The organism is Rhizobium album, from assembly GCF_003122325.1.
GTDB lineage: Bacteria > Pseudomonadota > Alphaproteobacteria > Rhizobiales > Rhizobiaceae > Metarhizobium > Metarhizobium album.
Genome location: NZ_QFBC01000011.1, coordinates 50,658 through 74,247, shown reverse-complemented (window position 1 = coordinate 74,247; position 23,590 = coordinate 50,658). Strand labels below are relative to the sequence as shown.

The 23,590-nt window shown below is 62.3% G+C and carries 21 protein-coding genes; 13 read left to right on the top strand and 8 right to left on the bottom strand.

Annotated elements, in window-relative coordinates; genetic code table 11:
* Positions 1-2: 2 nt before the first annotated feature.
* The 4 genes from DEM27_RS21240 to DEM27_RS21225 form a co-directional block, all read right to left on the bottom strand.
* On the bottom strand, positions 3-2,423 hold the full coding sequence (locus DEM27_RS21240) for an aerobic carbon-monoxide dehydrogenase large subunit (protein WP_109460258.1): 2,421 nt from the start codon (positions 2,421-2,423) through the stop codon (positions 3-5).
* The gene (locus DEM27_RS21235; RefSeq protein WP_109460257.1) at positions 2,420-2,920 is read right to left on the bottom strand and encodes a (2Fe-2S)-binding protein; all 501 of its coding nucleotides are present in this window, start codon (positions 2,918-2,920) and stop codon (positions 2,420-2,422) included. The genes DEM27_RS21240 and DEM27_RS21235 overlap by 4 nt, the downstream gene beginning before the upstream one ends.
* Before the next feature lie 11 nt (positions 2,921-2,931).
* The gene (locus DEM27_RS21230) at positions 2,932-3,795 is read right to left on the bottom strand and encodes an FAD binding domain-containing protein (RefSeq protein WP_109460256.1); all 864 of its coding nucleotides are present in this window, start codon (positions 3,793-3,795) and stop codon (positions 2,932-2,934) included.
* 148 nt (positions 3,796-3,943) lie between these two features.
* Positions 3,944-5,170 carry an MHYT domain-containing protein gene (locus DEM27_RS21225; protein ID WP_109460255.1) on the bottom strand — a complete coding sequence of 409 codons (1,227 nt, stop codon included), beginning with the start codon at positions 5,168-5,170 and terminating at the stop codon, positions 3,944-3,946.
* A gap of 326 nt (positions 5,171-5,496) precedes the next feature.
* Here DEM27_RS21225 and denD point away from each other — a divergent pair, with 326 nt between their 5' ends.
* From denD to DEM27_RS21185, 8 genes are all read left to right on the top strand, one after another.
* Positions 5,497-6,489: a D-erythronate dehydrogenase gene (gene denD / locus DEM27_RS21220; protein WP_109460254.1), complete on the top strand. Its 993-nt coding sequence runs from the start codon at positions 5,497-5,499 to the stop codon at positions 6,487-6,489.
* Complete coding sequence (locus DEM27_RS21215; RefSeq protein WP_109460253.1) at positions 6,482-7,255, top strand: SDR family oxidoreductase; 774 nt, start codon at positions 6,482-6,484, stop codon at positions 7,253-7,255. The genes denD and DEM27_RS21215 overlap by 8 nt, the downstream gene beginning before the upstream one ends.
* Before the next feature lie 91 nt (positions 7,256-7,346).
* Positions 7,347-8,414: an ABC transporter ATP-binding protein gene (locus DEM27_RS21210; RefSeq protein ID WP_109460252.1), complete on the top strand. Its 1,068-nt coding sequence runs from the start codon at positions 7,347-7,349 to the stop codon at positions 8,412-8,414.
* A 156-nt stretch (positions 8,415-8,570) separates the two neighbouring features.
* Positions 8,571-9,878, top strand: a complete 1,308-nt coding sequence (locus DEM27_RS21205; protein WP_109460251.1) for an ABC transporter substrate-binding protein — start codon at positions 8,571-8,573, stop codon at positions 9,876-9,878.
* Positions 9,879-9,972: 94 nt separating this feature from the next.
* Positions 9,973-10,899 carry a carbohydrate ABC transporter permease gene (locus tag DEM27_RS21200; protein WP_109460250.1) on the top strand — a complete coding sequence of 309 codons (927 nt, stop codon included), beginning with the start codon at positions 9,973-9,975 and terminating at the stop codon, positions 10,897-10,899.
* Between the two features lie 16 nt (positions 10,900-10,915).
* Positions 10,916-11,812 carry a carbohydrate ABC transporter permease gene (locus tag DEM27_RS21195; protein ID WP_109460249.1) on the top strand — a complete coding sequence of 299 codons (897 nt, stop codon included), beginning with the start codon at positions 10,916-10,918 and terminating at the stop codon, positions 11,810-11,812.
* 259 nt (positions 11,813-12,071) lie between these two features.
* On the top strand, positions 12,072-13,574 hold the full coding sequence (locus DEM27_RS21190) for a S10 family peptidase (protein ID WP_109460248.1): 1,503 nt from the start codon (positions 12,072-12,074) through the stop codon (positions 13,572-13,574).
* 69 nt (positions 13,575-13,643) lie between these two features.
* Positions 13,644-14,015: a winged helix-turn-helix domain-containing protein gene (locus DEM27_RS21185; RefSeq protein WP_109460247.1), complete on the top strand. Its 372-nt coding sequence runs from the start codon at positions 13,644-13,646 to the stop codon at positions 14,013-14,015.
* A gap of 7 nt (positions 14,016-14,022) precedes the next feature.
* Here the strand turns inward: DEM27_RS21185 and repC are convergent, their stop codons facing one another.
* The 4 genes from repC to DEM27_RS21165 all read right to left on the bottom strand — a co-directional run bounded on the left by repC (position 14,023) and on the right by DEM27_RS21165 (position 18,817).
* The gene (gene repC / locus DEM27_RS21180) at positions 14,023-15,303 is read right to left on the bottom strand and encodes a plasmid replication protein RepC (RefSeq protein WP_109460246.1); all 1,281 of its coding nucleotides are present in this window, start codon (positions 15,301-15,303) and stop codon (positions 14,023-14,025) included.
* Positions 15,304-15,471: 168 nt separating this feature from the next.
* Positions 15,472-16,449 carry a plasmid partitioning protein RepB gene (gene repB, locus DEM27_RS21175; RefSeq protein WP_109460375.1) on the bottom strand — a complete coding sequence of 326 codons (978 nt, stop codon included), beginning with the start codon at positions 16,447-16,449 and terminating at the stop codon, positions 15,472-15,474.
* A 78-nt stretch (positions 16,450-16,527) separates the two neighbouring features.
* Complete coding sequence (repA, locus tag DEM27_RS21170; protein ID WP_109460374.1) at positions 16,528-17,724, bottom strand: plasmid partitioning protein RepA; 1,197 nt, start codon at positions 17,722-17,724, stop codon at positions 16,528-16,530.
* 154 nt (positions 17,725-17,878) lie between these two features.
* A complete protein-coding gene (locus tag DEM27_RS21165) occupies positions 17,879-18,817 on the bottom strand; it encodes a LysR family transcriptional regulator (protein WP_109460245.1) in 939 nt (312 codons plus the stop codon).
* 172 nt (positions 18,818-18,989) lie between these two features.
* On the opposite strand from DEM27_RS21165, the gene DEM27_RS21160 reads away from it, so the two are divergent.
* From DEM27_RS21160 to DEM27_RS21140, 5 genes are read left to right on the top strand one after another with little or no spacing between them, the layout of a single operon-like run.
* Positions 18,990-20,192, top strand: a complete 1,203-nt coding sequence (locus DEM27_RS21160) for an ABC transporter substrate-binding protein (RefSeq protein ID WP_109460244.1) — start codon at positions 18,990-18,992, stop codon at positions 20,190-20,192.
* 5 nt (positions 20,193-20,197) lie between these two features.
* The gene (locus DEM27_RS21155) at positions 20,198-20,980 is read left to right on the top strand and encodes an ABC transporter ATP-binding protein (protein WP_109460243.1); all 783 of its coding nucleotides are present in this window, start codon (positions 20,198-20,200) and stop codon (positions 20,978-20,980) included.
* Position 20,981: 1 nt separating this feature from the next.
* Positions 20,982-21,683 (top strand): ABC transporter ATP-binding protein, encoded by a 702-nt coding sequence (locus tag DEM27_RS21150; protein ID WP_109460242.1) that lies wholly within the window; start codon positions 20,982-20,984, stop codon positions 21,681-21,683.
* A gap of 3 nt (positions 21,684-21,686) precedes the next feature.
* Positions 21,687-22,574 (top strand): branched-chain amino acid ABC transporter permease, encoded by an 888-nt coding sequence (locus DEM27_RS21145; protein WP_109460241.1) that lies wholly within the window; start codon positions 21,687-21,689, stop codon positions 22,572-22,574.
* Positions 22,567-23,577 (top strand): branched-chain amino acid ABC transporter permease, encoded by a 1,011-nt coding sequence (locus tag DEM27_RS21140; protein ID WP_420028845.1) that lies wholly within the window; start codon positions 22,567-22,569, stop codon positions 23,575-23,577. Before DEM27_RS21145 ends, DEM27_RS21140 begins: the two co-directional genes overlap by 8 nt.
* Positions 23,578-23,590: the final 13 nt, after the last annotated feature.

The following is a 23,590-nucleotide window of genomic DNA, read 5'->3' as shown; positions in this document are numbered from 1 at the left end:
GGTCAGCCGAGCGCGCCGAGCGTCTTGGCCGCCTGCCAGTTCCGCCAGAAATCATGCGGCATCTGGATATGCGTCGAGCCGAGGAAAGAAAACGCGTCGTTGACGGCATTCGAAAACGCCGGGACGCCGCCGACATTGGGGCTTTCGCCGACCCCCTTGGCGCCGATCGGGTGATGCGGCGAAGGCGTGACGGTAAAATCCGTCTCCCAATGCGGCGTTTCCACCGCCGTCGGCAGGAAGAAATCCATCAGCGAACCGGTGACGACGTTGCCGTTGTCGTCGTAGCGGATCTCCTGCCCCATGGCGATGGCGAAGGCTTCCGTCAGTCCGCCATGCACCTGCCCCTCGATGATCATCGGGTTGATGCGGGTGCCGCAATCGTCGAGCGCGTAGAAGCGCCGGACCTTGTAGACCCCGGTATCGACGTCGATGTCCATGACGCAGATATAGGCGCCGAACGGATAGGTCATGTTCGGCGGATCGTAGTAGCTCACCGCCTCCAGGCCCGGCTCCATACCCGGCGGGATGGAATTATAGGCCGCCCAGCAGATCTCCTTCATCGACTTGAAACGCTCCGGCAGACCCTTGACACGGAAGCCGTCGATGTCGAATTCCAGGTCGCCCTCGTGGACTTCCAGGAGATAGGCGGCGATCATCTGAGCCTTGGCACGGATTTTTCGCGCTGCCATGGCGATGGCCGCGCCGGCGACCGGTGTCGAGCGCGAGCCATAGGTGCCGAGGCCGTAAGGGGCCGTGTCGGTGTTGCCCTCCTCGACCATGATGTCGTCGGCGGGAATGCCGAGTTCGGTGGCGATGATCTGCGCCCAGGTGGTTTCATGCCCCTGGCCCTGGCTCTTGGAGCCAACGCGGGCGATGCCCGCCCCGGTCGGATGCAGCCGGATCTCGCAGCTGTCGAACATGGCGATGCCGAGGATGTCGCAGTTCTTCGAAGGCCCGGCACCGACGATCTCGGTGAAGAAGGAGATGCCGACGCCCATGATCTCGCGGGTTTCGCCGCGCCGGAACGCTTCGCGTTTGGCCGCCTGTTCCTTGCGCAGGTCTTCATATTGCACCGTCTCCATCGCCTTGCGCATGGCGGTGTGATAGTCGCCGGAATCATATTCCCAGCCCAGCGCCGACTGGTACGGAAACTGTTCCGGCCGCACGAAGTTCTTCAGCCTGAGTTCGGCCGGGTCCATGCCGAGCTTCTGGGCCAGGATATCCATGCCCCGCTCGATGCAATAGGCCGCCTCGGTGACGCGGAAGGAGCAACGATAGGCGACGCCGCCCGGCGCCTTGTTGGTGTAGACGCCGTCGACCGCCAGATGCGCCGTCGGGAAGTCGTAGGAGCCGGTGACGATGTTGAAGAAACCGGCTGGCCATTTCGACGGGTCGGCGCAGGCATCGAAGGCGCCGTGATCGGCGAGCACATGGACGCGCAGGCCGGTGACCTTGCCCTCCTTCGTCGCGGCGATTTCCGTCGTCATGTGATAATCGCGGGCAAAGGAGGTGCTGGTCAGGTTCTCGATGCGGTCCTCGACCCATTTCACCGGCCTGCCGGTGACGATCGAGGCGACGGCGGAGCAGATGTAGCCGGGATAGGCGCCGACCTTGTTGCCGAAACCGCCGCCGATATCGGGGGCGATCACATGGATCTTGTGTTCCGGGATCTTCGAGATCAGCGCCACGACGGTGCGGATGACGTGCGGCGCCTGAAAGGTGCCCCAGATCGTCAGTTCGCCCTTGATCTTGTCGAAGGAACAGACGGACTGGCAGGTCTCCAGCGGCGACGGATGGGTGCGGTGATAGGAGATCATCTCCTTGATCGTCACCTCCGCCTTGCGGAAGGCGGCATCGGTGAGGTCCCTGTCGCCGACCGTCCATTCGAAGATGTGGTTGTGGTGCTTGCGGGGGCCGTGAGCACCGGTCATCTTGCCTTCGAGATCCTCGCGCAGCACCGGCGCATCGGCATCCATCGACTTGAACGGATCGACGAGCACCGGCAGCGGTTCGTAGTCCACCTCCACGGCGTTGACGCCGTCATCGGCGGCGTAACGGTCGGTGGCGACGACGAAGGCGACTTCCTGGTTCTGGAACAGCACCTTGCCGTCGGCAAGCACCATCTGCACGTCGCCGGCGAGCGTCGGCATCCAGGCGAGGTTGACGCCCTTCAGGTCGTCCGCCGTCAGCACCGCCAGCACACCGGGCACCTTCAGCGCCGCGTCCTTGTTGATCGAACGGATGCGCGCATGCGGGTGCGGCGAGCGCACGAAATCGCCATGCAGCATGCCGGGCAGCTTGACGTCGTCGACATAATTGCCGCGCCCCTGCGTGAAGCGGATATCCTCGACACGCTTGCGCTTGCAGCCCATGCCTTCGAGACGCGCCTCGCGTTGCTCCTTGGTCAAGGTCATGTCGTTCATTCTGCAGCCTCCCGGAATTCGACGCCGTTGATCTTGGCGCTCGCGTACTGGATCGCCTTGACGATGTTCTGGTAGCCGGTGCAGCGACAGAGGTTGCCGGCGATACCGAAGCGGATTTCCTCTTCCGTCGGGCTCGGGTTTTCCTGCAGCAGCCGGTGGGCACGCACGATCATGCCGGGGGTACAGAAGCCGCATTGCAAGCCGTGCATCTGGCGGAAACCTTCCTGCAGGGCGGACAAGGTGCCATCGGCATTGGCGATGCCTTCGATCGTGGTGATCGCCGAGCCGTTCGCCTGGACGGCGAACATGGTGCAGCTCTTCACCGACATGCCATCGATATCGACGGTGCAGGCGCCGCAATGGGTGGTTTCGCAGCCGATATGGGCACCGGTCAGCTGCAGGTTCTCGCGGATGAAATGGATGAGCAGCGTGCGCGGTTCGACGAGGCCTTCGACCTCGGCGCCGTTCACGGTCATCGTCACATGGGTTTTTGCCATTCGTTTCCTCCTCAGGCAGCGCGGGCCGCGGCACGCTTCAGCGCCCGCATGACCATGATGCCGCCGACATGTTTGCGGTATTCGACCGGCCCGCGGGCATCCGCGGCAGGCGACATGATCTCCTGGGCGCGTTCACTCGCCTTCTTGAGGGTATCGTCGTCCAGGCCGGTGCCGATCACGGCGTCTGCAGCCGCCTCGGCCAGCAGCGGCGTATCGGACAGGTTGGTGAGGCCGATGGAACAGCTCTCCACCTTGCCGTTCGCCATCGTCAGCATGACGGCCGCCGCCGCCGTGGCATAGTCGCCGACCTTGCGCTTGAGCTTCTCATAGGCATAACCATGGCCGGAAGCGGTAAAGGGAATGGTGATGGCGGTCAGCAGCTCGCCCGGTTCCAGCGCGGTGAAATAGGCGCCCTGGTAGAAATCCGAAGCGGCCACGTCGCGCACGCCATCCGGGCCTTCCAGTCGGTAGGATGCATGGAGCGTCATCATCAACGCCGGCATGTCGTTGCCGGGATCGCCATTGACGACATTGCCGCCGAGCGTGCCGCGGTAGCGCACCTGTGGATCGGCGATCAGCAGCGCCGTTTCCTTCAGAATCGGAAAGGCCGCAGAGACCTCCGGCGATGCCAGCAATTCGTGCTGCGTGGTCATTGCGCCGATCACCAGCCGGTCGGCCTCCTGGCGGATGCCCTTGAGGCTGGCGATACCGTGCAGGTCGATCAGGTGCTCCGGCGTTGCCAGCCGAAGCTTCATCATCGGAATGAGACTGTGGCCGCCGGCCAGCGGCCGCGCCTCGTCGCCGAGCGACGACAGAAGTGCGACGGCATCGGCAACCGTCGATGGACAGTGGTAGTTAAAAGCGCCGGGTATCATGGATCCTCCTCCCACCGCTCGCCGGCGTCTGGGCGGAGCGGTTCGGAAAGGTTCATCCCGCCGAGCCCGACGTTCAAGATGTGAGCCCGCAAGGCCTCACGAGGCGCGGGATTTCGCACGAAATGCGGTTTTCAGCGCACCAATTGCGTCAGGAGGGATGACCCATTTCGCGATCCGCTGTTGCTGTCGCCCCCTTGCGGGCCAGGCCGAGCCTGCTTTTCAGCTCGGCGATCTTCGCCCGGCTGACGGGAACGACATGCGGCGCCTGGCCGTCGAGCTCGACGACCGCGCCATCGCCTTCCTTGCGGATGAAGCTGATATGCGGCAGCGCGACGATGTGGCTGCGATGGACGCGCATGAAGGTCGCCGGCGACAATTGCGCCTCGGCTTCCGAGATCGACCAGGGACACATGCGGTCGCGACAGCCGTCGTGAATCAGCGTGTAATGGGCATCGGCGCGGACGCTGCGCACATCGACAGCATCGACGAAATGCGTGCCATCGGCGCCTTCGACCGGGATCTTCGCCACGGCAGGCCGCACGGTCTTTTCACGCTCGGTCGGCAGCGCTGAGACACTCCCCTCCCCTTCCCCCGCCGTCAGGGCCGGTGGCGCCATCGCCGGAAATCCGAGACCTGCCGACGGCAGGCGCGGCCTGGCCTCGGGAACGAGGAACAGGAGAAAACCCGCAGCAATGAGAAAACAGAGAAAAGCGACGATGATGGCAAGGACCTGCGACGAGGCGACCAGGCCGCCCGCCATCGCATGATGCTGCATCGGCTGGCCGCCGGCCGGCACTTCGAAGTGCATGCCGTACATGGCGGTATAATGCATGCCGGAAACGGCGATGCCGAAGGCAAGCGCGCTCAGCGCCAGACGCAATCCTCCCTGGCGCGCCAGATAGATGCGCAGCCCGCCATAGGCGGAACAGAGCGCCACGACGACGGAAAGGGCGATCATCCTGTCATCATGGACGATGACGAAATGCCCCTGGAGACCATGGATGCCGACATAATGCATCAGGATGATTCCCACGCCGAGCAGCACCGCCGAAGCCAGCACCCGCGCCGTCGACGGCTCGCCGATACTGACGAAAAACAGCGAAATCCCGACGACCAGCGCACAGATGAGGAAGGACACGAAGGTCGGCAGCACCAGATAGGCGCCGTCGAGGGGGATCGGCGCCGCCAGCATGCCGATGAAATGCATCGTCCAGATGCCGACGGCCAGAAAGGCCGCCGCCCCGGTCAGAAGCAGGCGACGGCTGGCGGTGGGTATGACGCGAATACGCGCGGCAAGGCCAAAACCCGTATAACCGCCCAGCACGGCAACGGCGACCGAAAGCGCCACCAGAAATGGGTCGTGTCCAGCAAACATCCCTATCGCAGCGCCCGGCACTCCTCTCCCAGACGCATCTCCTGCAGAAAAACTATGCGTTGCGGACGGGGTTGGCAAGCACGGCGGCTCGCGTCAGACGCCGTCCGACCTCCGGAGGAACACGGCCTCCTTGCAATGCCGCGCCGCATACACTTTTTAATGCATCGCAATATCCAAGCTCCCTTGACGCATCCGGCCTGAACTGATCTGGTGGACCAACCAGTATATAGGATGGCGTCATCTTCCAGCCAAAACAGGCGGAATGAAAAAACCGGACGCTCCACAGGCTGGCGGGACATGAAATCGGTGCGGGAGGGCGTCTGCGTTTGCGTGTTATGGTAATCGGCGCGGCTGGCATGATCGGCCGCAAACTGGTGGAAAAACTTGCCCTCGACAGCGAGGCGCTGGGGCGGGGGATCGAACAGCTGACGCTTGTCGATGTCATCGAGCCGCCGATACCGGCTGGCCTCGCATCGATCTCGCACGCTTTGGCCGCAGATCTTGCGGATGAAGGCGTTGCGGCAAGCCTCATCGCATCGCGACCGGACGTGATCTTCCATCTGGCCGCCATCGTTTCCGGCGAAGCAGAGGCCGATTTCGACAAGGGATATCGCATCAACCTCGATGGCACGCGATCGCTGTTCGATGCGATCCGCAACGAGGCGAAGCAGGAGCCCTATCGTCCCCGTCTGATCTTTGCCTCCTCCATCGCCGTATTCGGCGAACCTTTCCCGGAAAAGATCGGCGACGAATTCTTCACAACGCCGCTGACGAGTTATGGCACGCAGAAGGCGATTTCCGAACTGCTGCTTGCCGACTACAGCCGCAGGGGCATTTTCGACGGCATCGGCATTCGCCTGCCGACCATCTGCATCCGTCCCGGAAAACCCAACAAGGCCGCCTCCGGTTTCTTTTCCAACATCCTGCGCGAGCCGCTGTCCGGCCTGGAAGCGGTTCTGCCGGTGGACGACACCGTCCGCCACTGGTTCGCCAGCCCGCGCGCCGCCGTCGGTTTCTTCGTTCACGCCGCCCGGATGGACACGAGCCGGATCGGCCCGCGCCGGACATTGACCATGCCCGGCCTTTCGGCCCTCGTCGGCGAGGAGATCGAGGCGCTCGGCCGTATCGCCGGCCCCAAGGCCGTCAAGCTGATCCGCCGGGAACCGGATGCCGTCATCCGCAAGATCGTTTCCGGCTGGGCGACGGATTTCGACGCCCGGCGTGCCCGCGAACTGGGATTTGTTGCCGAGACCGACTTCGATGAGATCATCCGCATTCATATCGAAGACGAACTCGGCGGAAAGGTCTGGCATGGCTGACATGGAAAAAGGCGGCAAGGGTCGCATCGCTCTGGTAACCGGCGGCGGCACGGGCGTCGGCCGCGGCATCGCCACGGCACTGAGTGCCGAAGGATATACGGTCATCATCACCGGCCGCCGCGCCGATGTCCTGGAGGCCGCCGTCACGGAGATGAAGGCAGCCGGCGGACTGGCCCACGCCAAGATATGCGATGTCGGCGCGGCCGATCAGGTCGCAGCGCTTTTTAGCGCCATCGCCGAAGAATTCGGCCGCCTCGACCTGCTCGTCAACAATGCCGGTTCCGGCGCGCCGCCTATCCCGCTGGAGGATCTGACGGCCGAACAATGGAACAGCGTGGTCGCGGCCAATCTCACCGGCGCCTTCTTCTGCACCCAGCAGGCATTCCGTCTGATGAAATCGCAGACACCCCGCGGCGGCCGCATCATCAACAACGGGTCGATCTCGGCGACGACGCCGCGACCGAATTCGGCCCCCTATACCGCGACCAAGCACGCCATCACCGGCCTGACGAAATCGACGGCGCTCGACGGACGCAAATACGATATCGCCTGCGGCCAGATCGACATCGGCAACGCCGCCACGGAAATGACGGCAAAGATGAGTTCCGGCGTGCTGCAGGCCAATGGCGAGATCGCCAGCGAACCGACCATCGCCGTCGAGCATGTCGCCCGCGCCGTCGTCTACATGGCGAGCCTACCGCTGGATGCGAACGTGCTGACGATGACCGTCATGGCGACCAAGATGCCCCTGGTCGGCAGGGGATAAGAAGCGACCGTCACGCGGTTCCGGACAAGGCAAGGGAGAACGCCGCCGGAACGGCTGGACGACGTAAAGCGCGAGAATGGGAGGATTTTGCATGGCAGGCGTTGAGTTCGTCGATGTCAGGAAATCGTTTGGCGCCTTTCCGGTCATAAAGGGCGTCGATATCGACATCGCCGATGGCGAGTTCGTCATTCTCGTCGGCCCCTCCGGCTGCGGAAAATCGACGCTGCTCAGGATGCTCGCCGGGCTGGAGAACATTTCTGCCGGCGAAATCCGCATCGGCAGCCAGGTGGTGAACAGCCTGCCGCCGAAAGACCGCGACATCGCCATGGTGTTCCAGAACTATGCGCTTTATCCGCATATGACCGTCGCCAAGAACATGGCCTTCTCGCTGATGCTCAAGAATGCCGACAAGGCGGACATGGACCGGCGCGTGCAGGCAGCGGCCGAAATCCTCGGCCTGACCAAGCTGCTCGACCGTTATCCCCGCCAGCTGTCGGGCGGCCAGCGCCAGCGCGTCGCCATGGGCCGGGCGATCGTGCGCGATCCGCAGGTCTTCCTGTTCGACGAACCCCTGTCGAACCTCGACGCCAAGCTGCGCGTCGCCATGCGCTCGGAAATCAAGGAGCTGCACCAGCGGCTGAAGACGACGACCGTCTACGTCACCCACGACCAGATCGAGGCGATGACCATGGCCGACAAGATCGTTGTCATGCATGACGGGATCGTCGAGCAGGTCGGCGCGCCGCTGGACCTCTACGACCGGCCGACAAACCTGTTCGTCGCCGGTTTCATCGGCTCGCCGGCGATGAACATGATCAAGGGGAGGTTGGACAACGACGATCCCACCGCTTTCGTCGCAGCCGACAATACCCGCCTGCCGGTCTCTAACCCGCCAAAAGAAGCGCAGGGGAAAAACCTGGTCTACGGGCTTCGCCCCGAATACATGCGGCTGGACCCTGCCGGCCTGCCGGCGCAAGTGGCGGTGATCGAGCCGACCGGCTACGAAACGCAGATGGTGGTCCGCCTCGGCGGCACAGACGTCACCTGCGTCTTCCGCGAACGCATACAGGCGCGGCCCGGTGATATGATCCACCTCTCGATCGATGCCGGCCACGTGCATCTCTTCGATGCCGAAACGGGCCTGCGCCTGACCGGCTGACATCATGCCCGGCGGCGTGCGGCAAGGAGCAAGTGAGGAGGCTCTTTCGGACATGCCATCGGAACGGGACATCCGGCCCGCCGGAAGTCTCCATGCCGCATTCGTCGTGCGGGAGCGAATGCAGGAAAAAAGTCCCGCTTTCCAAGGAGGAGTGTGATGAGCATCAAAAGACGCAATTTTCTCGCGGCGTCGGCCGGCCTGGCCGGCATGGCCGGCCTCGGCATGCGCCCGACCTTCGCCCAGGCGGCCGAACCCACCTATACGCCGGAATCCGGCGCCAGCCTCAGGCTTCTGCGCTGGACGCCCTTCGTCAAGGGCGACGAGGACGCCTGGCTCGCCAACACCGCCAAGTTCACGCAGGCGACGGGCGTCGACGTCCGCGTCGACAAGGAAAGCTGGGAGGACATCCGCCCCAAGGCCGCGGTTGCCGCCAATGTCGGTTCCGGCCCGGACATGGTGATGTGCTGGTTCGACGATGCGCACCAGTATCCCGACAAGCTCGTCGACCTCACCGATCTCGCCAACTACCTCGGCGACAACTATGGCGGCTGGTATGACGGCGCCCGCGGTTATGCCACGCGCGACGACAAGTTTATCGCCATGCCGCTGACGGCGATCGGCAACGCCGTCGTCTATCGCGACAGCCATATGAAGGCAGCCGGTTTCAGCGAGTTCCCCAAGGATACCGCCGGCTTCCTGGAGCTCTGCAAGGCGATGAAGGCCAAGGGCACGCCGGCGGGCTTCCCGCACGGCAAGGCTGTCGGCGACGGCAACAACTATGCCCACTGGCTGCTCTGGAGCCACGGCGGCAAGATGGTCGACGAAGGCGGCAAGGTCGTCATCAACAGTCCGGAAACGCTGGCGGCGATCAACTATGCCAAGGCGCTTTACGAAACCTTCATTCCCGGCACGGAAAGCTGGCAGGATATCAACAACAACCGCGCCTTCCTGGCCGGCCAGGTATCGCTGATCGCCAACGGCGTCTCGGTCTACTACGCCGCGAAGAAGGACCCGGCGCTCGCCGAGATCGCCGCCGATATCCGCACCACCAACTTCCCGATCGGCCCCGTCGGCCAGAGCATCGAACTGCACCAGACGAGTTCTCTGCTCCTGTTCAACCACACGAAATATCCCGAGGCGGCGAAGGCCTACATCAAGTTCATGATGGAAGCCGACCAGATGAACGCCTGGATCGAGGGGGCCAGCGCCTATTGCTGCCAGCCGCTCAAGGCATTTGCCAGCAACCCGGTATGGACCGCCGATCCGATCCACGCGCCTTATGCCCGCGCTTCGGAAACACTGCGGCCGAACGGTTATGCCGGCCCGCTGGGTTACGCTTCGGCCGGCACCATGGCCGACTACGTGCTCGTCGACATGTTCGCGGTCGCCGTCACCGGCCAGATGACGCCGGAAGAGGCGATGGCGGAGGCCGAACGGCGCGCCAACCGCTATTATCGCGTCTGACATTCTCACATGGCATCGGCGGGAGAAACGCTCCCGCCGATGCAAACCCCGGATTTCAGCCCGGGGCCTGCCGCCCACCAAGCCGGAGGTGCTTATGTCAACCGTGTCCTCGTCCCGCGGGCCGATCGCATCGCTAATGCAGAACAACAACGTCGTCGGCTTGCTGTTCATGGTGCCGTCAGCGGTGTTCCTCGTCTGTTTTCTCACCTATCCGCTCGGCCTCGGCGTCTGGCTCGGTTTCACCGATACCCGCATAGGCCGGGACGGGATCTTCATCGGGCTGGAAAACTACGAGTTTCTCGCCAGGGATTCGGTCTTCTGGCTCTCCGTCTTCAACACCTTGATCTATACCTTCGTCGCCTCGGTCCTGAAATTTGCGCTCGGCCTCTGGCTGGCGCTGCTGCTGAACGAACATCTGCCGTGGAAATCCTTCTTCCGGGCGATCGTCCTGCTGCCCTGGGTGGTGCCGACCGTGCTGTCGGGCCTCGCCTTCTGGTGGATCTACGATGCGCAATTTTCCATCATTTCCTGGTCGCTGATGCAGCTCGGGCTCATCAGCCAGCCGATCAATTTTCTCGGCGACGCCGTCAATGCGCGCCTGTCGGTGATTGCCGCCAATGTCTGGCGCGGCATTCCTTTCGTCGCCATCTCGCTGCTCGCCGGGCTGCAGACCATTCCCGCCTCGTTGCAGGAGGCCGCCTCGCTCGACGGCGCCACCAACTGGCAGCGGTTCCGCCATGTAACGCTACCGATGCTGACGCCGATCATCGCCGTGGTCATGACCTTTTCGGTGCTGTTCACCTTCACCGATTTCCAGCTGATCTACGTGCTAACCAAAGGCGGACCGGTGAACGCCACCCATCTCATGGCCACGCTGTCGTTCCAGCGCGGCATTCCCGGCGGCCAGCTGGGTGAAGGCGCGGCGATTGCCGTCGCGATGATCCCCTTCCTGCTCGCCGCCATCATGTTCAGCTTTTTCGGTCTGCAGCGCCGCAAATGGCAGCAGGGCGGGCAGGATTGACATCAAGGAGGCGACGATGACCACCGCAAGAATCGAGCCCGATGTCCTCACCGACAAGACCGAGGGCATGAGTTATCTCAACCGCCTGCCGCGCAAGATCGTGCTGCTCTACCTGCCGATGGCGGTTTTTGTCTTCGTGCTGCTCTTTCCATTCTACTGGATGGCGATCACTGCCATCAAGCCCAACTCGCAGCTGACCGACTACAACAATTACAGCCCGTTCTGGGTGGTCAGTCCGACCCTCGACCACATCAAATACCTGCTGTTCGAGACGTCTTATCCGGGCTGGCTGTGGAACACGATGCTGGTCGCGGTGGGATCGACCATTCTGTCGCTCGCCACGTCGGTATTTGCCGCCTACGCCATCGAGCGGGTGCGGTTCACCGGTTCGCGGCCGGTCGGGCTGATGATCTTCCTCGCCTATCTGGTGCCGCCGTCGATCCTGTTCATTCCGCTGGCCTTCATCGTCTTCAAGCTCGGCATCTACGATTCCAAGCTGGCGCTGATCTTCACCTATCCGACCTTCCTGATCCCGTTCTGCACCTGGCTGCTGATGGGCTATTTTCGCTCCATCCCGTTCGAGCTGGAGGAAAGCGCGCTGGTGGACGGCGCCACCCGCTGGCAGATCCTGATCAAGATCATCCTGCCGCTGGCGGTGCCCGGGCTGATTTCCGCCGGCATCTTCGCCTTCACCCTGTCGTGGAACGAATTCATCTATGCCCTCACCTTCATCCAGTCGTCGGAAAACAAGACGGTGCCGGTCGGCGTGCTGACCGAACTGGTGCGCGGCGACGTGTTCGAATGGGGGGCGCTGATGGCCGGGGCGCTGTTCGGCTCGCTGCCGGTCGTCATCCTCTATTCCTTCTTCGTCGATTATTATGTGTCGTCGATGACCGGCGCGGTGAAGGAATAGGCCGCCGCCGAAGGTGATTTCAGCGAGGGTGTCGATCCGGGCACGATTGCCTGGTCCTGACGGTGGCGCAAGGTATTGCCATCTAGGCCAGGTCTCCCGTCGATCGCCAGCAACTGAACAGGATCGTCCGCCATTTCGTCGACACTCTGCCGCTGCGGGTTCGCGCGGCCGCCTGATCGCCATCAACAGGAATTGACTTCGACAACCGGCACCGACGCCCTAGATTGTCTCTCGTGTCAATCGACGGGAGGATCTTCGCTTGTTGTTTTCGCGCTTCGCCTGTGTTCTGGCGGCTCTGGTTTTTCTGTCCATTCCGCCCGTGCTCGCCCAGGAAGGGCCGCAAGACGCCCCGGAGGCTGGCGGCATTCTGACCCTGCTGCCCGACGACGTAAAGACGGAGCATGTGCTGGAAACGGCCAAAGGCAAGCTGACCTACCAGGCAACGGCCGGCACCCTGACGCTGTTCGGCCAGAACGGCAAACCCACCGCAAAAATTTTCTATACCGCCTACACCGCGAAGGATGGCGGATCGCAACGGCCGCTCACCTTCGTTTTCAACGGCGGGCCGGGCGCTGCTTCGGCCTATCTGCATCTCGGCCTCGTCGGCCCGCGGATCGTCCGGTTCGATGCCGCGGCAAAAAGCGGCACCACGCCGTCGCTTGCCGACAACCCGCAAAGCTGGCTCGATTTTACCGATCTCGTGCTGATCGATCCCGTCGGCACCGGCTGGAGCCGCGCGAGCGACAGCGAAACCGCCGGCAATTTTTACGGCGTTCGCCAGGATGCCGATAGCCTGGCCAAGGTCATTTCGCTCTATGTGCAGCGCAATGACCGCCTGGCCTCGCCCAAATATCTGCTCGGGGAAAGCTACGGCGGTTTCCGCGCCGCCAAGGTTGCGTCCGCGCTCAAGAAGGATCAGGGCATCCTGGTCGCCGGCATCGTAATGCTGTCGCCGCTCATCGAAGGCCAGCTGCTGTTCGGCGCTACCGACTATCCCCTGGGCGCGGCATTGCAGCTTCCTTCGCTTGCCGCGGCGGAACTCGAACGCCGCAATGTCTTCACTGTCGAGGCGGTGAACAATGCCGAACAATTCGCGATGGGCGAATATATGCAAAAGCTCGCCGGCCCCGAACCGAAAGGCGAGGAGGCCAGAAGCTTCTATCGTCGGCTCGCCGAACTGACCGGCATTCCCGCCGACACCATCGCCAGGACACGCGGCTTCCTCGGCGATATCTACACCAAGACATCGGTATCCGGCTCGGTGGTCAGCCCCTACGATGCCGGCCAGGCCGTTGCCGATCCTTATCCCGAATCGCTTGTCGATCACGCCGATGATCCGGTGCTCGACGGCTATACCCGCGCCTATGCCGCCGCGTTCGCCAGCTATGCCCGCCACGAGCTTGGTTTCCAGACCGAGATGACCTACAGCCTGCTCTCGGACGACGTCAATCGCCGCTGGGACTGGGCCGGTGGCCAGGGTGGCGAGACCCGCTCCACCGCCAGCGCCACCAGCGACCTGCGTGATCTGCTTGCGGTCATCCCTTCGTTCAGGCTGCTGGTCGCCCATGGCTACAGCGATGCCCTCACCCCCTATGGCAGCAGCAAATATGTGCTCGATCACCTGCCCTCGGCGCTTGCCGAAGGAAGGACTGCACTCAAGGTCTATCGCGGCGGCCACATGTTCTACACCGATCCCGCCCCGCAGCAGGCACTGACGGCGGACGCCAGGCGTTTTTATCAGGCGGGAAGCCCGAGCGAATAGACGGCGGCTATACATGCGCAACTCGGCTGGCTAGAATCAGGCACAACGTCCCAACACAGTAGTTTGCCGATGACCGATCTTCCCCGCCTGAAACCGATCCTGCGCATCGACTTCCCCCCGGGAGAGCGTCTCGGGCGCGGCAAGATGCAGCTGCTGGAGCTGATCAAGGAGACGGGTTCGATTTCCGCCGCCGGCCGCGCCATGGACATGTCCTATCGCCGTGCCTGGCTGCTGGTCGACGCCATGAACCACCTTTTCACCCTGCCGGTCGTCGAATCGCAACGGGGCGGCAAGCAGGGTGGCGGTGCGGCCGTGACCGAATTCGGCGAAGACCTGCTGAAACGCTTCCGTCATATGGAGCAGACCCTGGACCAAGCGCTGGCGGCTGATTTCGATTGGCTGCAACAACATCGCCGCGTGCCAGACGACAGCAAACCATAAAGCCTGATCATCCGGCGCGTTGCCTTGCGCCGCCATGGGCACGCAGCAGTGCCATCAGCATCGGCCCGACCGAAAACTGGCCCTGCCCGGCCCTGCGGACGAGTTCACGCAGATAACCGCCGGCAGACTGGATATGCGGCGCCCTCTCCAGCATACAGGCCATGACGGTGGCGGCATTTTCCGGCCCCAACACCTCGCACGCCTCCTGATAGGCGCTGGGGCTGACCCCCAACATCGACCGAACCGTCACGGCCGCCTGCATCAGATCACGCCATGTGCCGATCACACCCTGCTGGCCATAAGCCTCAATCTCCGGGCAGGCCTGCAGGACGATCGCAAGCGGAAATGCGCGGACAGGCCCTTCCACTGGTCTGCCGCCGCTTATTGACACCCTACTTGAACCGTCCATGGGCACGGCAGTTTCTTCCCCATCGCTGTCCACTTGATGCTCGACCAACGTTTCAGCTTCTTTTCTGAAGCTATTTTCAGATTCAGATGGGTATTGTGGGTTTGAATTATGTATCTGCCGTCCATTTTGCCGTTCATTGCCGTTCATTTTTCTGACATTCACAAGCAATTCCAGATCGTTGACGATTTCCTGCCGGAATAGCTCCAATTCATCGAGGCAATCGCGGATGGTTTGTGCCGAAGCGCGGCGAGGCAGGAGAAGGCCAATGCGCCGAAACTCCTCGAAACGCTGCTCCCAGTCCCCCACTGCACGCTCCTCCATGGCGGTCTCGATCAGTTTCGTCACGTCGCGCCGGCAGATGGAAAGCCTTTCCTTCAAACGCTGCAACGCCAGACGCTCGGCGATCACCTCTTCGGCAATCGCCTCGATCTCGTCGGCCCGTGCGAGCAACGGCGCCAGCGAGAAACCGAAGGCTTCCCTGGCTTCGCCTGCCCTGTCCTGCCGCGCATATCGCTTGCCGTTCGGACTGTCCTTTCGCAGCAGCAGACCGGCATCGACGAGGGCGGCCAGATGCCGGCGTAGCGTCGTGTCTGACATGCCATGCGCCCGTAGCGACAGCTGATTGTTGGAGGGGAAAACCACCAACCCGTGTTCTTCCGCAAGCTCCGGCCTGGGATAGAACGTCAGCAGTGCGTTCAGCACCGCCAGCGCCCGATCCGAAATACCGAGCAATGGTCGCGCCTCGCACAGTTGGCGAAACAGCTTCCACTTGTCGACCGAGCGGCCGGGTTCGATGTCTTGCACGGCAGCCTGGGCTGCAAACATGGCAAGCGACATCGAACGCGCGCCGAATGGCGTCGTTATAAAATGACCTTCCATTTCTTCTCACCTTCTGCAAGGCAAAGGAAATCGTCTCGCCGAAACCGACGCTAAAAAGTCTTGACACTGATTCGCGGAAATGGGATTCTCTAGGTGCTAGAAAGAGAAGGGCTTCCGCTTCGGGTCACCGGTCGGGAGCTTTTTTCTTTTGCGGTTCAGTCTCCTTGTCTACGTGTTGTTCGAGCGGCTGCGATAGGCCGCGTAAAGCTCGGGCAGAGACTCGCTCAAAAACTCGCCGAACCCCAAAACTTCCGCCTGCTTGCCTTTAAGGGCGAGCAGGAAATTCTTGCCGCTGGCCTTCATCTCGGCCGAGACGGAGCGATCCTGCGCCGCCCATTTTCGCTCCGCCACCATGGGCTTGGCTTTCTTCGCCGCGCTCTTCAGGCGGCCGACCAGCAAGTTGAAGCGCTCGTCGCTGCTTGCTGCACCAAACCCCTCCTCCTCGACGAGCGCCAGCGCCCGCTCCAGATTGGTCGGTTTTTCCAGAAGCAGTTTCAGTTCGTACCAGCGATCACGGCCGACCGATTTGGCAGCGCCGATCGCCGTCAGCACCGCGGCAGGAATGCCGGCGACCGACAGCATCTTCGACAGGGTCGCCCGGTCGATCGCCAGGGCGGTCATGACGACGCTGTTGTCGTTGTCGTATTGCAGGCCGGCGAGGCGGCCGGCGAATTGTGCCTTCTCGATGAAGGACAGATTGGCGCGAGCGGAATTTTCCTGGCCCTGGGCAATGACATGGTCGCGGTCCTTCAGGTCCTTGACCACCGCCCGGATCTTGCGGCCGAGCATCTTAGCCACCTTGACGCGCCGATGCCCGAACACCACCATGTAGCGGCCGGGTTTCGACGGGTGAGGGCGCACCAGCACCGGGCTGTCCTGGCCGCGTTCGCGGATCGCCTCCAGGAGATCGTTGAACTCCTCGCCGTCATCGTCGAGACGGTCGCGGACGAAGGACGCATCCAGGCTGTCCGGATCGAGTTCGATCACGGTCTCGCCTTCGAGCAGCTTGTCGGCCCGGTCGGCCAGTTCGTCGATCGAGTTGATGATCGAGCGGGAGGCTCCCTTGATGGTATAATCAAGGGCCGGACGCCCCTCTTCCGAAGTATGGTCGTCCATCAGATTGGCGAAAGGGTTTTTACGCGCCACGGCCAAAACCTCCGCATTCCGGCATTGCCTTGAAATTGCTAATGAAAACCCATGTTTTGACGGCCGTCAACATCATCGTCACAGCCGCCCCCATGCCCGATGGATCAGTCCCTGGATTTCGAAGTTGACCGCATCCATGCATTCGATCGCCCGGTCATAGGTATCCCGGTTGAAATTGGCGCGTTCCACCTCGTAGAGGCTCTGCTTGGTCAGGCCGGCATCGGAAATCGCCGTCGATTTCAGCATCGGGCTTTTCAGGATTTCTTCGGCCAGCATCGAATGCATGAAACCGAGCATCTGCGCCTGCGGCACGTCCGTCGGTTCGTAGCGGGTGATGAGATAACGCAGCCAGTCCATCTTCACGTCGGCACCGGCCCGCTTGATGGTCTTGGTGATGTTGCCGAGCATCAGCAGAAACTGGCTCATCGACATCAGGTCCAGCATCTGCGGGTGCACGGTGATCAGCACCGAGGATGCCGCCGTCAGCGCCGTCAATGTCAGGTAGCCCAGCTGCGGCGGGCAATCGATCACCACGACGTCATACTGGCTGTCGACCTCGGCGAGCGCCTTGCCGAGCCGCGTGAAGAAGCGCTTTCCTTCGCTGGAATTCTGCATCGCCAGCGGCGTGTCGTATTCGTATTCCTGCAGTTCGAGATTGGCGGGAATGATATCCAGCGACGGAAAGTTGGTCTTGAGGATGACCTCCGAGAGCGGCTTGCGCTGCTCGTCGTAACGGATCGAATCGTAAAGCGACGGGTTGCGGTCGAGTTCCGGCTGAAAGCCGTGCAGGGCGGAAAGCGAAGCCTGCGGATCGAGGTCGATCGCCAGCACGCGGTGCCCGGTCAAGGCCAAATGCTGGGCGAGATGGGCCGTCGTCGTCGTCTTGCCGGAGCCGCCCTTGAAGTTGACGACCGCGATCACCTGCAGGCGATCACCCGGCTTGCGATGCGGCACATATTTCTTGGCGTCGGACTTGCCGTTCTTGTCGAGGTAATGCCTGAGTTCCAGCATCTGCTCGGCCGTGTAGAACCGCCGCCCGCCGGTCGAGGTCACCGGCACCGGGCCTTTTCCGTCGAGATGCAGGCGCTTGAGATTGTTCGGGCTGACGCCGAGATAATGCGCCACCTCGGCCATAGCAAACAGCCGCAGGGTCTTCTTGGCGTTCGGCGGAAATTTCTCGACTCGCAGCTGATCCAGCTTGCGGGAGATCTCCGCTCCCTGCATGAGGATCTTGTCGTCAAACTCGAATGACGGCAAAGGTAACATCGCGTTCATCGTCACCAACCATAATAGCGCTAAATCGGTCCTAAACCGGAAATTAGCGTCATTATCCGCGATTCGGAATTGCTGACAAGGAAAATAAGGTTAACGACATACAAAGCCGTGTACGAACGCCTTGGCAAGCGGGCAGGGAGGCGTTCCGGTCGCGTCATTTCCCCCGTCCGCGACGCGGCGCTGCGCCGGGCAAAATGAACTCGTCCGAATGCCTTTTGACACAGTGCTGGATAAAGTCGATGACGGTGCGCACGCGTGGCGTATCCTTCAGGTCCCGGTGACTGAGCAGCCAGTAATGGCGCCGCAACTCCACCTCCCCGGGCAGCACCTTGACCAGATCGGGAAACTTGCTGGCGATGAAATGCGGCAGGACGCATAGCCCCAGCCCGTTGCGCACCGCCGTCAGTTGCGCAAAGATGCTGGAACTTTGGAAGTGCGGCTTGATGCCGGGATGTATGTCGCCGAGATAATCGAGCCCGGGTGCGAAGATCATGTCTTCGATATAACCGATGAACAGATGCTGCAGCAGGTCGCCGCGCTCGCTGATCGCCTCATGCGTCGCGAGATAGTCTTTAGTCGCATAGATGTGCAGGCTGTATTCGGCGACGATCTCGGAAAAATACGGGCCTGCCTTCGGCGGGTCGAGCGCGATGGCGATGTCGGCTTCCTTGCGCGACAGCGACATGATCTGCTGGATGGTCACCAGTTCCAGCGTCGTATTGGGATGGCGCGCATAATATTCGCCGAGATGGGCGGTGAAGAAGAAGTTCGAAAACCCCTCCGGCGCGCTCAGCCTCACGACACGACGCTGCGCGGTGATGCCGCCGGCGATATCGCGTTGCAGCCTTTCGGTTTCCGCCTCGATCTTTTCGGCTGCCTCGACGAAGCGCTGGCCGACGCCGGTCAGCACGTAGCCCCGCGGATTGCGTTCGAACAGCTTCACCTTCAGGGCGAATTCAAGCCGGTCGATACGGCGGGAAACCGTGGCATGGCTGGTGCGCAATTGTCGCGCGGCCGTGCTCAGTTGCCCCGTGCGTGCAACCGCCAGCAGAAAGAGCAGGTCATCCGTCGTGAAGTGCAGCTTGCCGGTCATATGCCCTCATGTTCAAAAATGAACAGACATTGTTTGCGATTAGTTTGCCCTCAGGCTTGCGTCAATACGAATTTTCCATGATCGTAGCGCTTGCAACGATCGGCTTGAGGAGGCCGACACGCCAAATCTGCACAGACCGACTCGCACCACGAACTCTCTGGGAGGAGACATCATGCGGAAGAACATCATCGCATCTCTGGCTTTCCTGCTGGCCGGCAGCACGGCCGCACTGGCCGACGCATCGGACGGCAAGATCAAGATCGGCATCCTGAACGACCAGTCCGGCGTCTATGCGGATTTCGGCGGCAAGTCGTCCTATGAAGCCGCCAAGATGGCGGTCGAGGATTTTGGCGGCAAGGTGCTGGATGTTCCCGTCGAAGTGGTCACGGCCGACCACCAGAACAAGCCGGACATCGCCTCCAACATCGCCCGCCAGTGGTACGATACCGAGCAGGTCGATGCGATCATGGAACTGACGACCTCCTCCGTCGCGCTCGCCGTGCAGGCGATCTCGAAGGAAAAGAAGAAGATCGACATCGTCACCGGTGCGGCGACCACCGAATTGACCGGAAAACAATGCTCGCCCTACGGCTTCCATTGGGCCTACGATACCCATTCCCTTGCAGTCGGCACGGGCGGGGCGCTGGTCAAGCAGGGCGGCGACAGCTGGTTCTTCCTGACCGCCGACTATGCCTTCGGTTATTCGCTGGAAGAAAACACCGCAAATTTCGTCAAGGAAAACGGCGGCACCGTCGTCGGCTCCGTGCGCCATCCGCTGGCAAGCACCGATTTCTCGTCCTTCCTGCTGCAGGCGCAGTCGTCCGGCGCCAAGGTGATTGGCCTTGCCAATGCCGGCCTCGATACGTCCAACGCCATCAAGCAGGCGTCGGAATTCGGTATCGTGCAAGGCGGCCAGCGGCTGGCGGCACTGCTCTTTACCCTGGCGGAGGTCCACGGTCTTGGCCTCGAAGCGGCCCAGGGGCTGACCCTGACCGAAGGGTTCTACTGGAATCGCGACGACGAAAGCCGCGCCTTCGCCAAGCGCTTCTTCGAGCGCACCGGCAAGATGCCGAACATGATCCACACCGGCACCTATTCCGCCGTGCTGCAGTACCTCAAGGCCGTGCAAAAGGCGGGGACGGATGAAACCGAGGCGGTTTCCAAGGCCCTCCACGAAATGCCCGTCGACGACGTCTTCGGCCGCGGCGGCACGGTTGCCGCCAACGGCCGCATGATCCACGACATGTACCTTCTGCAGGTGAAAAAGCCCGCCGACAGCAAGGAGCCCTGGGATTATTTCGACGTGCTCGACACCATCCCCGGCAAGGACGCTTATCTCGATCCCGCCAAGAGCGGCTGCGACCTCGTGAAGTAAGCGCCATGGCTGCCTCTGCAATGCCAGGCGAAAGCAATCCGCGGGTGGTTCTCTCCGCCCGCGGTCTGCGCCGGGATTTTGGCGCCTTCACCGCAGTGAAGAATGTCGATCTCGACGTCCACCATGCCCGTGTCCACGCACTGATCGGCCCCAACGGGGCCGGCAAGACGACGGTCTTCAATCTCCTGACCAAGTTCCTGCAGCCGACGCACGGGACGATCACTTTGCTCGGCACCGACATCACCAGAACGCCACCCGACAAGGTGGCGCGCATGGGCCTGGTGCGTTCGTTCCAGATCTCGGCGGTCTTCCCGCATCTGACGGTGCTGGACAATGTCCGCGTCGCCCTGCAGCGGCCGAACAATCTTGCCGTGCAGTTCTGGCGGCCGATGTCGGCGCTCGACCGGCTGAACGACCGCGCCGACGAACTGATCGCCGCCGTCGGCCTGACCAGGGAGCGCAACGCGCTGGCCGCCGACCTCTCCTACGGCCGCAAGCGGGTTCTCGAAATCGCCACGACGCTGGCGCTCGATCCGAAGGTGCTGCTGCTCGACGAGCCGATGGCCGGCATGGGGCAGGAGGATGTCGGTGTCGTCTCGGACATCATCCGCACCGTGGCGCTTGACCGCGCCGTGCTGATGGTCGAGCACAATCTCTCCGTCGTCGCCAACATCTGCCATCACGTCACCGTGCTGCAGCGTGGCGAGATCCTGGCCGAGGGCGACTACGCCGAAGTCAGCCAGGATCCGCGGGTACGCACGGCCTACATGGGCACGGAGGAGGCGTGAGATGAAACCTTTCCTCGAAATTGCCGATCTGCATGCCTGGTATGGCGAAAGCCACGTGCTGCACGGCGTTAACATGACGGTGGGCGAAGGCGAGATGGTCACCATTCTCGGCCGCAACGGCGTCGGTAAGACCACGACGCTACGCACCATCATCGGCATCCTGCGCGAGCGGCGCGGCCGCATCGTGCTCGGCGGCAAGGACATGATGGATGTGCCGCTGCACCGGACGGCGCATCACGGCATCGGTTTCGTTCCGGAGGAACGCGGCATCTTCTCGACGCTGACGGTGGAAGAGAACCTGATGCTGCCGCCCGTCGTCGCCTCCGGCGGCATGTCGCTGGACGAAATCTTCGAACTGTTTCCGAACCTGCACGAACGCCGCAGCAGCCCCGGCACGAAACTGTCCGGCGGCGAGCAGCAGATGCTCGCCATGGCGCGCATCCTGCGTACCGGCGTGCGCGTGCTGCTGCTCGATGAGCCGACGGAAGGCCTGGCGCCGGTCATCGTGCAGCGCATCGGCGAGGTCCTCAAGAAACTCAAGGAGCGGGGCATGACCGTGCTGCTCGTCGAACAGAATTTCCGCTTCGCCAGCAAGATCGCCGACCGTTTCTACCTGATGGATCACGGCCAGATCGTCGGCACCTTCCCGGTTTCCGAGCTGCCCGACCAGATGGGCATGCTCAACAAGGTTCTGGGGGTCTGAACGATGACGACGATTTTCGGAATCCCCCTGGCGGCCCTGTTCGGGCAATTGCTGATCGGCCTGATCAACGGTTCCTTCTATGCGCTGCTCAGCCTCGGCCTCGCCGTCATCTTCGGCCTGTTGCGCGTCATCAATTTTGCCCATGGCGCACAATATATGCTCGGCGCCTTCGTCGCTTACCTGCTGCTGCAATATATCGGCATCGGCTACTGGCCGGCGCTGATCGTCGCGCCGCTGATCGTCGGCGCCTTCGGGGCGCTGGTCGAGCGGTTTTTATTAAGCCGGCTATACAATCTCGATCCGCTCTACGGCCTCTTGTTCACCTTCGGCATGGCCCTGGCGATCGAAGGCACCTTCCGCTATTTCTACGGCGCCTCGGGGCAGCCCTACGCACCGCCGGCCTTGCTGACCGGCGGCACAAACCTCGGTTTCATGTTCCTCCCCAATTATCGCGGCTGGGTCGTCGTCGTCTCGCTGATCGTCTGCATCGGCACCTGGCTGTTGATCGAGAAGACAAAGATCGGCTCCTACCTGCGGGCGGCGACGGAGAATTCCACCCTGGTGCAATCCTTCGGCATCAACGTGCCGATGCTGCTGACACTGACCTACGGCCTCGGCGCCGCGCTCGCCGCCTTTGCCGGTGTGCTGGCGGCACCGATCTACCAGGTCTCGCCGCTGATGGGCTCGAACATCATCATCGTCGTCTTTGCCGTCGTCGTGGTCGGCGGCATGGGATCGATCATGGGCGCCATCATCACCGGCTACGTGCTCGGCGTCGCCGAAGGCCTCACCAAGGTCTTTTATCCCGAAGCCTCCAACATCGTGGTTTTCGTCATCATGGCAATCGTGTTGCTCCTGCGGCCCGCAGGTCTTTTCGGACGGGATGGCTGACATGACGCATGCAGCTCAACCGTCCCCCGTCGCCGAACCGGTTCGCAACACCAAAAATGCCGCGACGGTTCAGATCGCTTTCCTTCTGGCCGGCACGCTGCTGCTCGTCCTTGCACCGCTGTTCTTCTACCCGATCTTCCTGATGAAGATCCTGTGTTTCGCGCTGTTTGCCTGCGCGTTCAACCTGCTGCTCGGCTACACCGGCCTTCTCTCCTTCGGCCATGCGACGTTCTTCGGTGGGGCCGCCTATTTCACCGCCCATGCGGTGAAGGAATGGGGCCTGCCGGTCGAGCTCGGCATCCTGGTCGGGGTAGCCGGCGCGGCGGCGCTCGGCCTGATCATGGGTTTCTTCGCCATTCGCCGCCAGGGCATCTATTTCGCGATGATCACGCTGGCGCTGTCGCAGATGTTCTTCTTCTTCTGCCTGCAGGCGGGTTTCACCCATGGCGAGGATGGCATCCAGTCGGTGCCGCGCGGCGATCTCCTCGGTTTCATCGATCTCAACAGTTCCACCAACATGTATTATTTCGTGCTGGCGGTGTTCGTCATCGGCATGGTCGTCATCTGGCGTTTCATCAATTCGCCTTTCGGCATGATCCTGAAATCGATCCGCGAAAACGAGCAGCGCGCCATTTCGCTCGGTTATTCCGTCGCCCGTTACAAGCTCGGCGCCTTCGTGATGTCGGCCGCTCTTGCCGGCCTGGCGGGGGCGATGAAGGCCCTGGTCTTCCAGTTCGCCACGCTGACGGACGTCGCCTGGCAGATGTCCGGCGAAGTCATCCTGATGACGCTGCTCGGCGGCATCGGCACTTTGATCGGCCCGATCTTCGGGGCGGGCCTGGTGGTGACGCTGCAAAACTACCTGGCGACCTCGGATTTCCCGGTGACGATCATCACCGGCGTGGTCTTCATGGTCTGCGTGCTGGTGTTCCGCCGCGGCATCATCGGTGAATTCTATGCCTCGCGCCTCGGCCGCCGGCTTGGTTTCCAGCACAGGCGGTGACATGACTTCGCGG

Coding starts and splice junctions, on each gene's coding strand:
- DEM27_RS21240 (WP_109460258.1), bottom strand. CDS start 2,423: ATGAACGACATGACCTTGACCAAGGAGCAACGCGAGGCGCGTCTCGAA.
- DEM27_RS21235 (WP_109460257.1), bottom strand. CDS start 2,920: ATGGCAAAAACCCATGTGACGATGACCGTGAACGGCGCCGAGGTCGAA.
- DEM27_RS21230 (WP_109460256.1), bottom strand. CDS start 3,795: ATGATACCCGGCGCTTTTAACTACCACTGTCCATCGACGGTTGCCGAT.
- DEM27_RS21225 (WP_109460255.1), bottom strand. CDS start 5,170: ATGTTTGCTGGACACGACCCATTTCTGGTGGCGCTTTCGGTCGCCGTT.
- DEM27_RS21215 (WP_109460253.1), top strand. CDS start 6,482: ATGGCTGACATGGAAAAAGGCGGCAAGGGTCGCATCGCTCTGGTAACC.
- DEM27_RS21210 (WP_109460252.1), top strand. CDS start 7,347: ATGGCAGGCGTTGAGTTCGTCGATGTCAGGAAATCGTTTGGCGCCTTT.
- DEM27_RS21205 (WP_109460251.1), top strand. CDS start 8,571: ATGAGCATCAAAAGACGCAATTTTCTCGCGGCGTCGGCCGGCCTGGCC.
- DEM27_RS21200 (WP_109460250.1), top strand. CDS start 9,973: ATGTCAACCGTGTCCTCGTCCCGCGGGCCGATCGCATCGCTAATGCAG.
- DEM27_RS21195 (WP_109460249.1), top strand. CDS start 10,916: ATGACCACCGCAAGAATCGAGCCCGATGTCCTCACCGACAAGACCGAG.
- DEM27_RS21185 (WP_109460247.1), top strand. CDS start 13,644: ATGACCGATCTTCCCCGCCTGAAACCGATCCTGCGCATCGACTTCCCC.
- repC (WP_109460246.1), bottom strand. CDS start 15,303: ATGGAAGGTCATTTTATAACGACGCCATTCGGCGCGCGTTCGATGTCG.
- repA (WP_109460374.1), bottom strand. CDS start 17,724: ATGAACGCGATGTTACCTTTGCCGTCATTCGAGTTTGACGACAAGATC.
- DEM27_RS21165 (WP_109460245.1), bottom strand. CDS start 18,817: ATGACCGGCAAGCTGCACTTCACGACGGATGACCTGCTCTTTCTGCTG.
- DEM27_RS21160 (WP_109460244.1), top strand. CDS start 18,990: ATGCGGAAGAACATCATCGCATCTCTGGCTTTCCTGCTGGCCGGCAGC.
- DEM27_RS21155 (WP_109460243.1), top strand. CDS start 20,198: ATGGCTGCCTCTGCAATGCCAGGCGAAAGCAATCCGCGGGTGGTTCTC.
- DEM27_RS21150 (WP_109460242.1), top strand. CDS start 20,982: ATGAAACCTTTCCTCGAAATTGCCGATCTGCATGCCTGGTATGGCGAA.
- DEM27_RS21145 (WP_109460241.1), top strand. CDS start 21,687: ATGACGACGATTTTCGGAATCCCCCTGGCGGCCCTGTTCGGGCAATTG.
- DEM27_RS21140 (WP_420028845.1), top strand. CDS start 22,567: ATGGCTGACATGACGCATGCAGCTCAACCGTCCCCCGTCGCCGAACCG.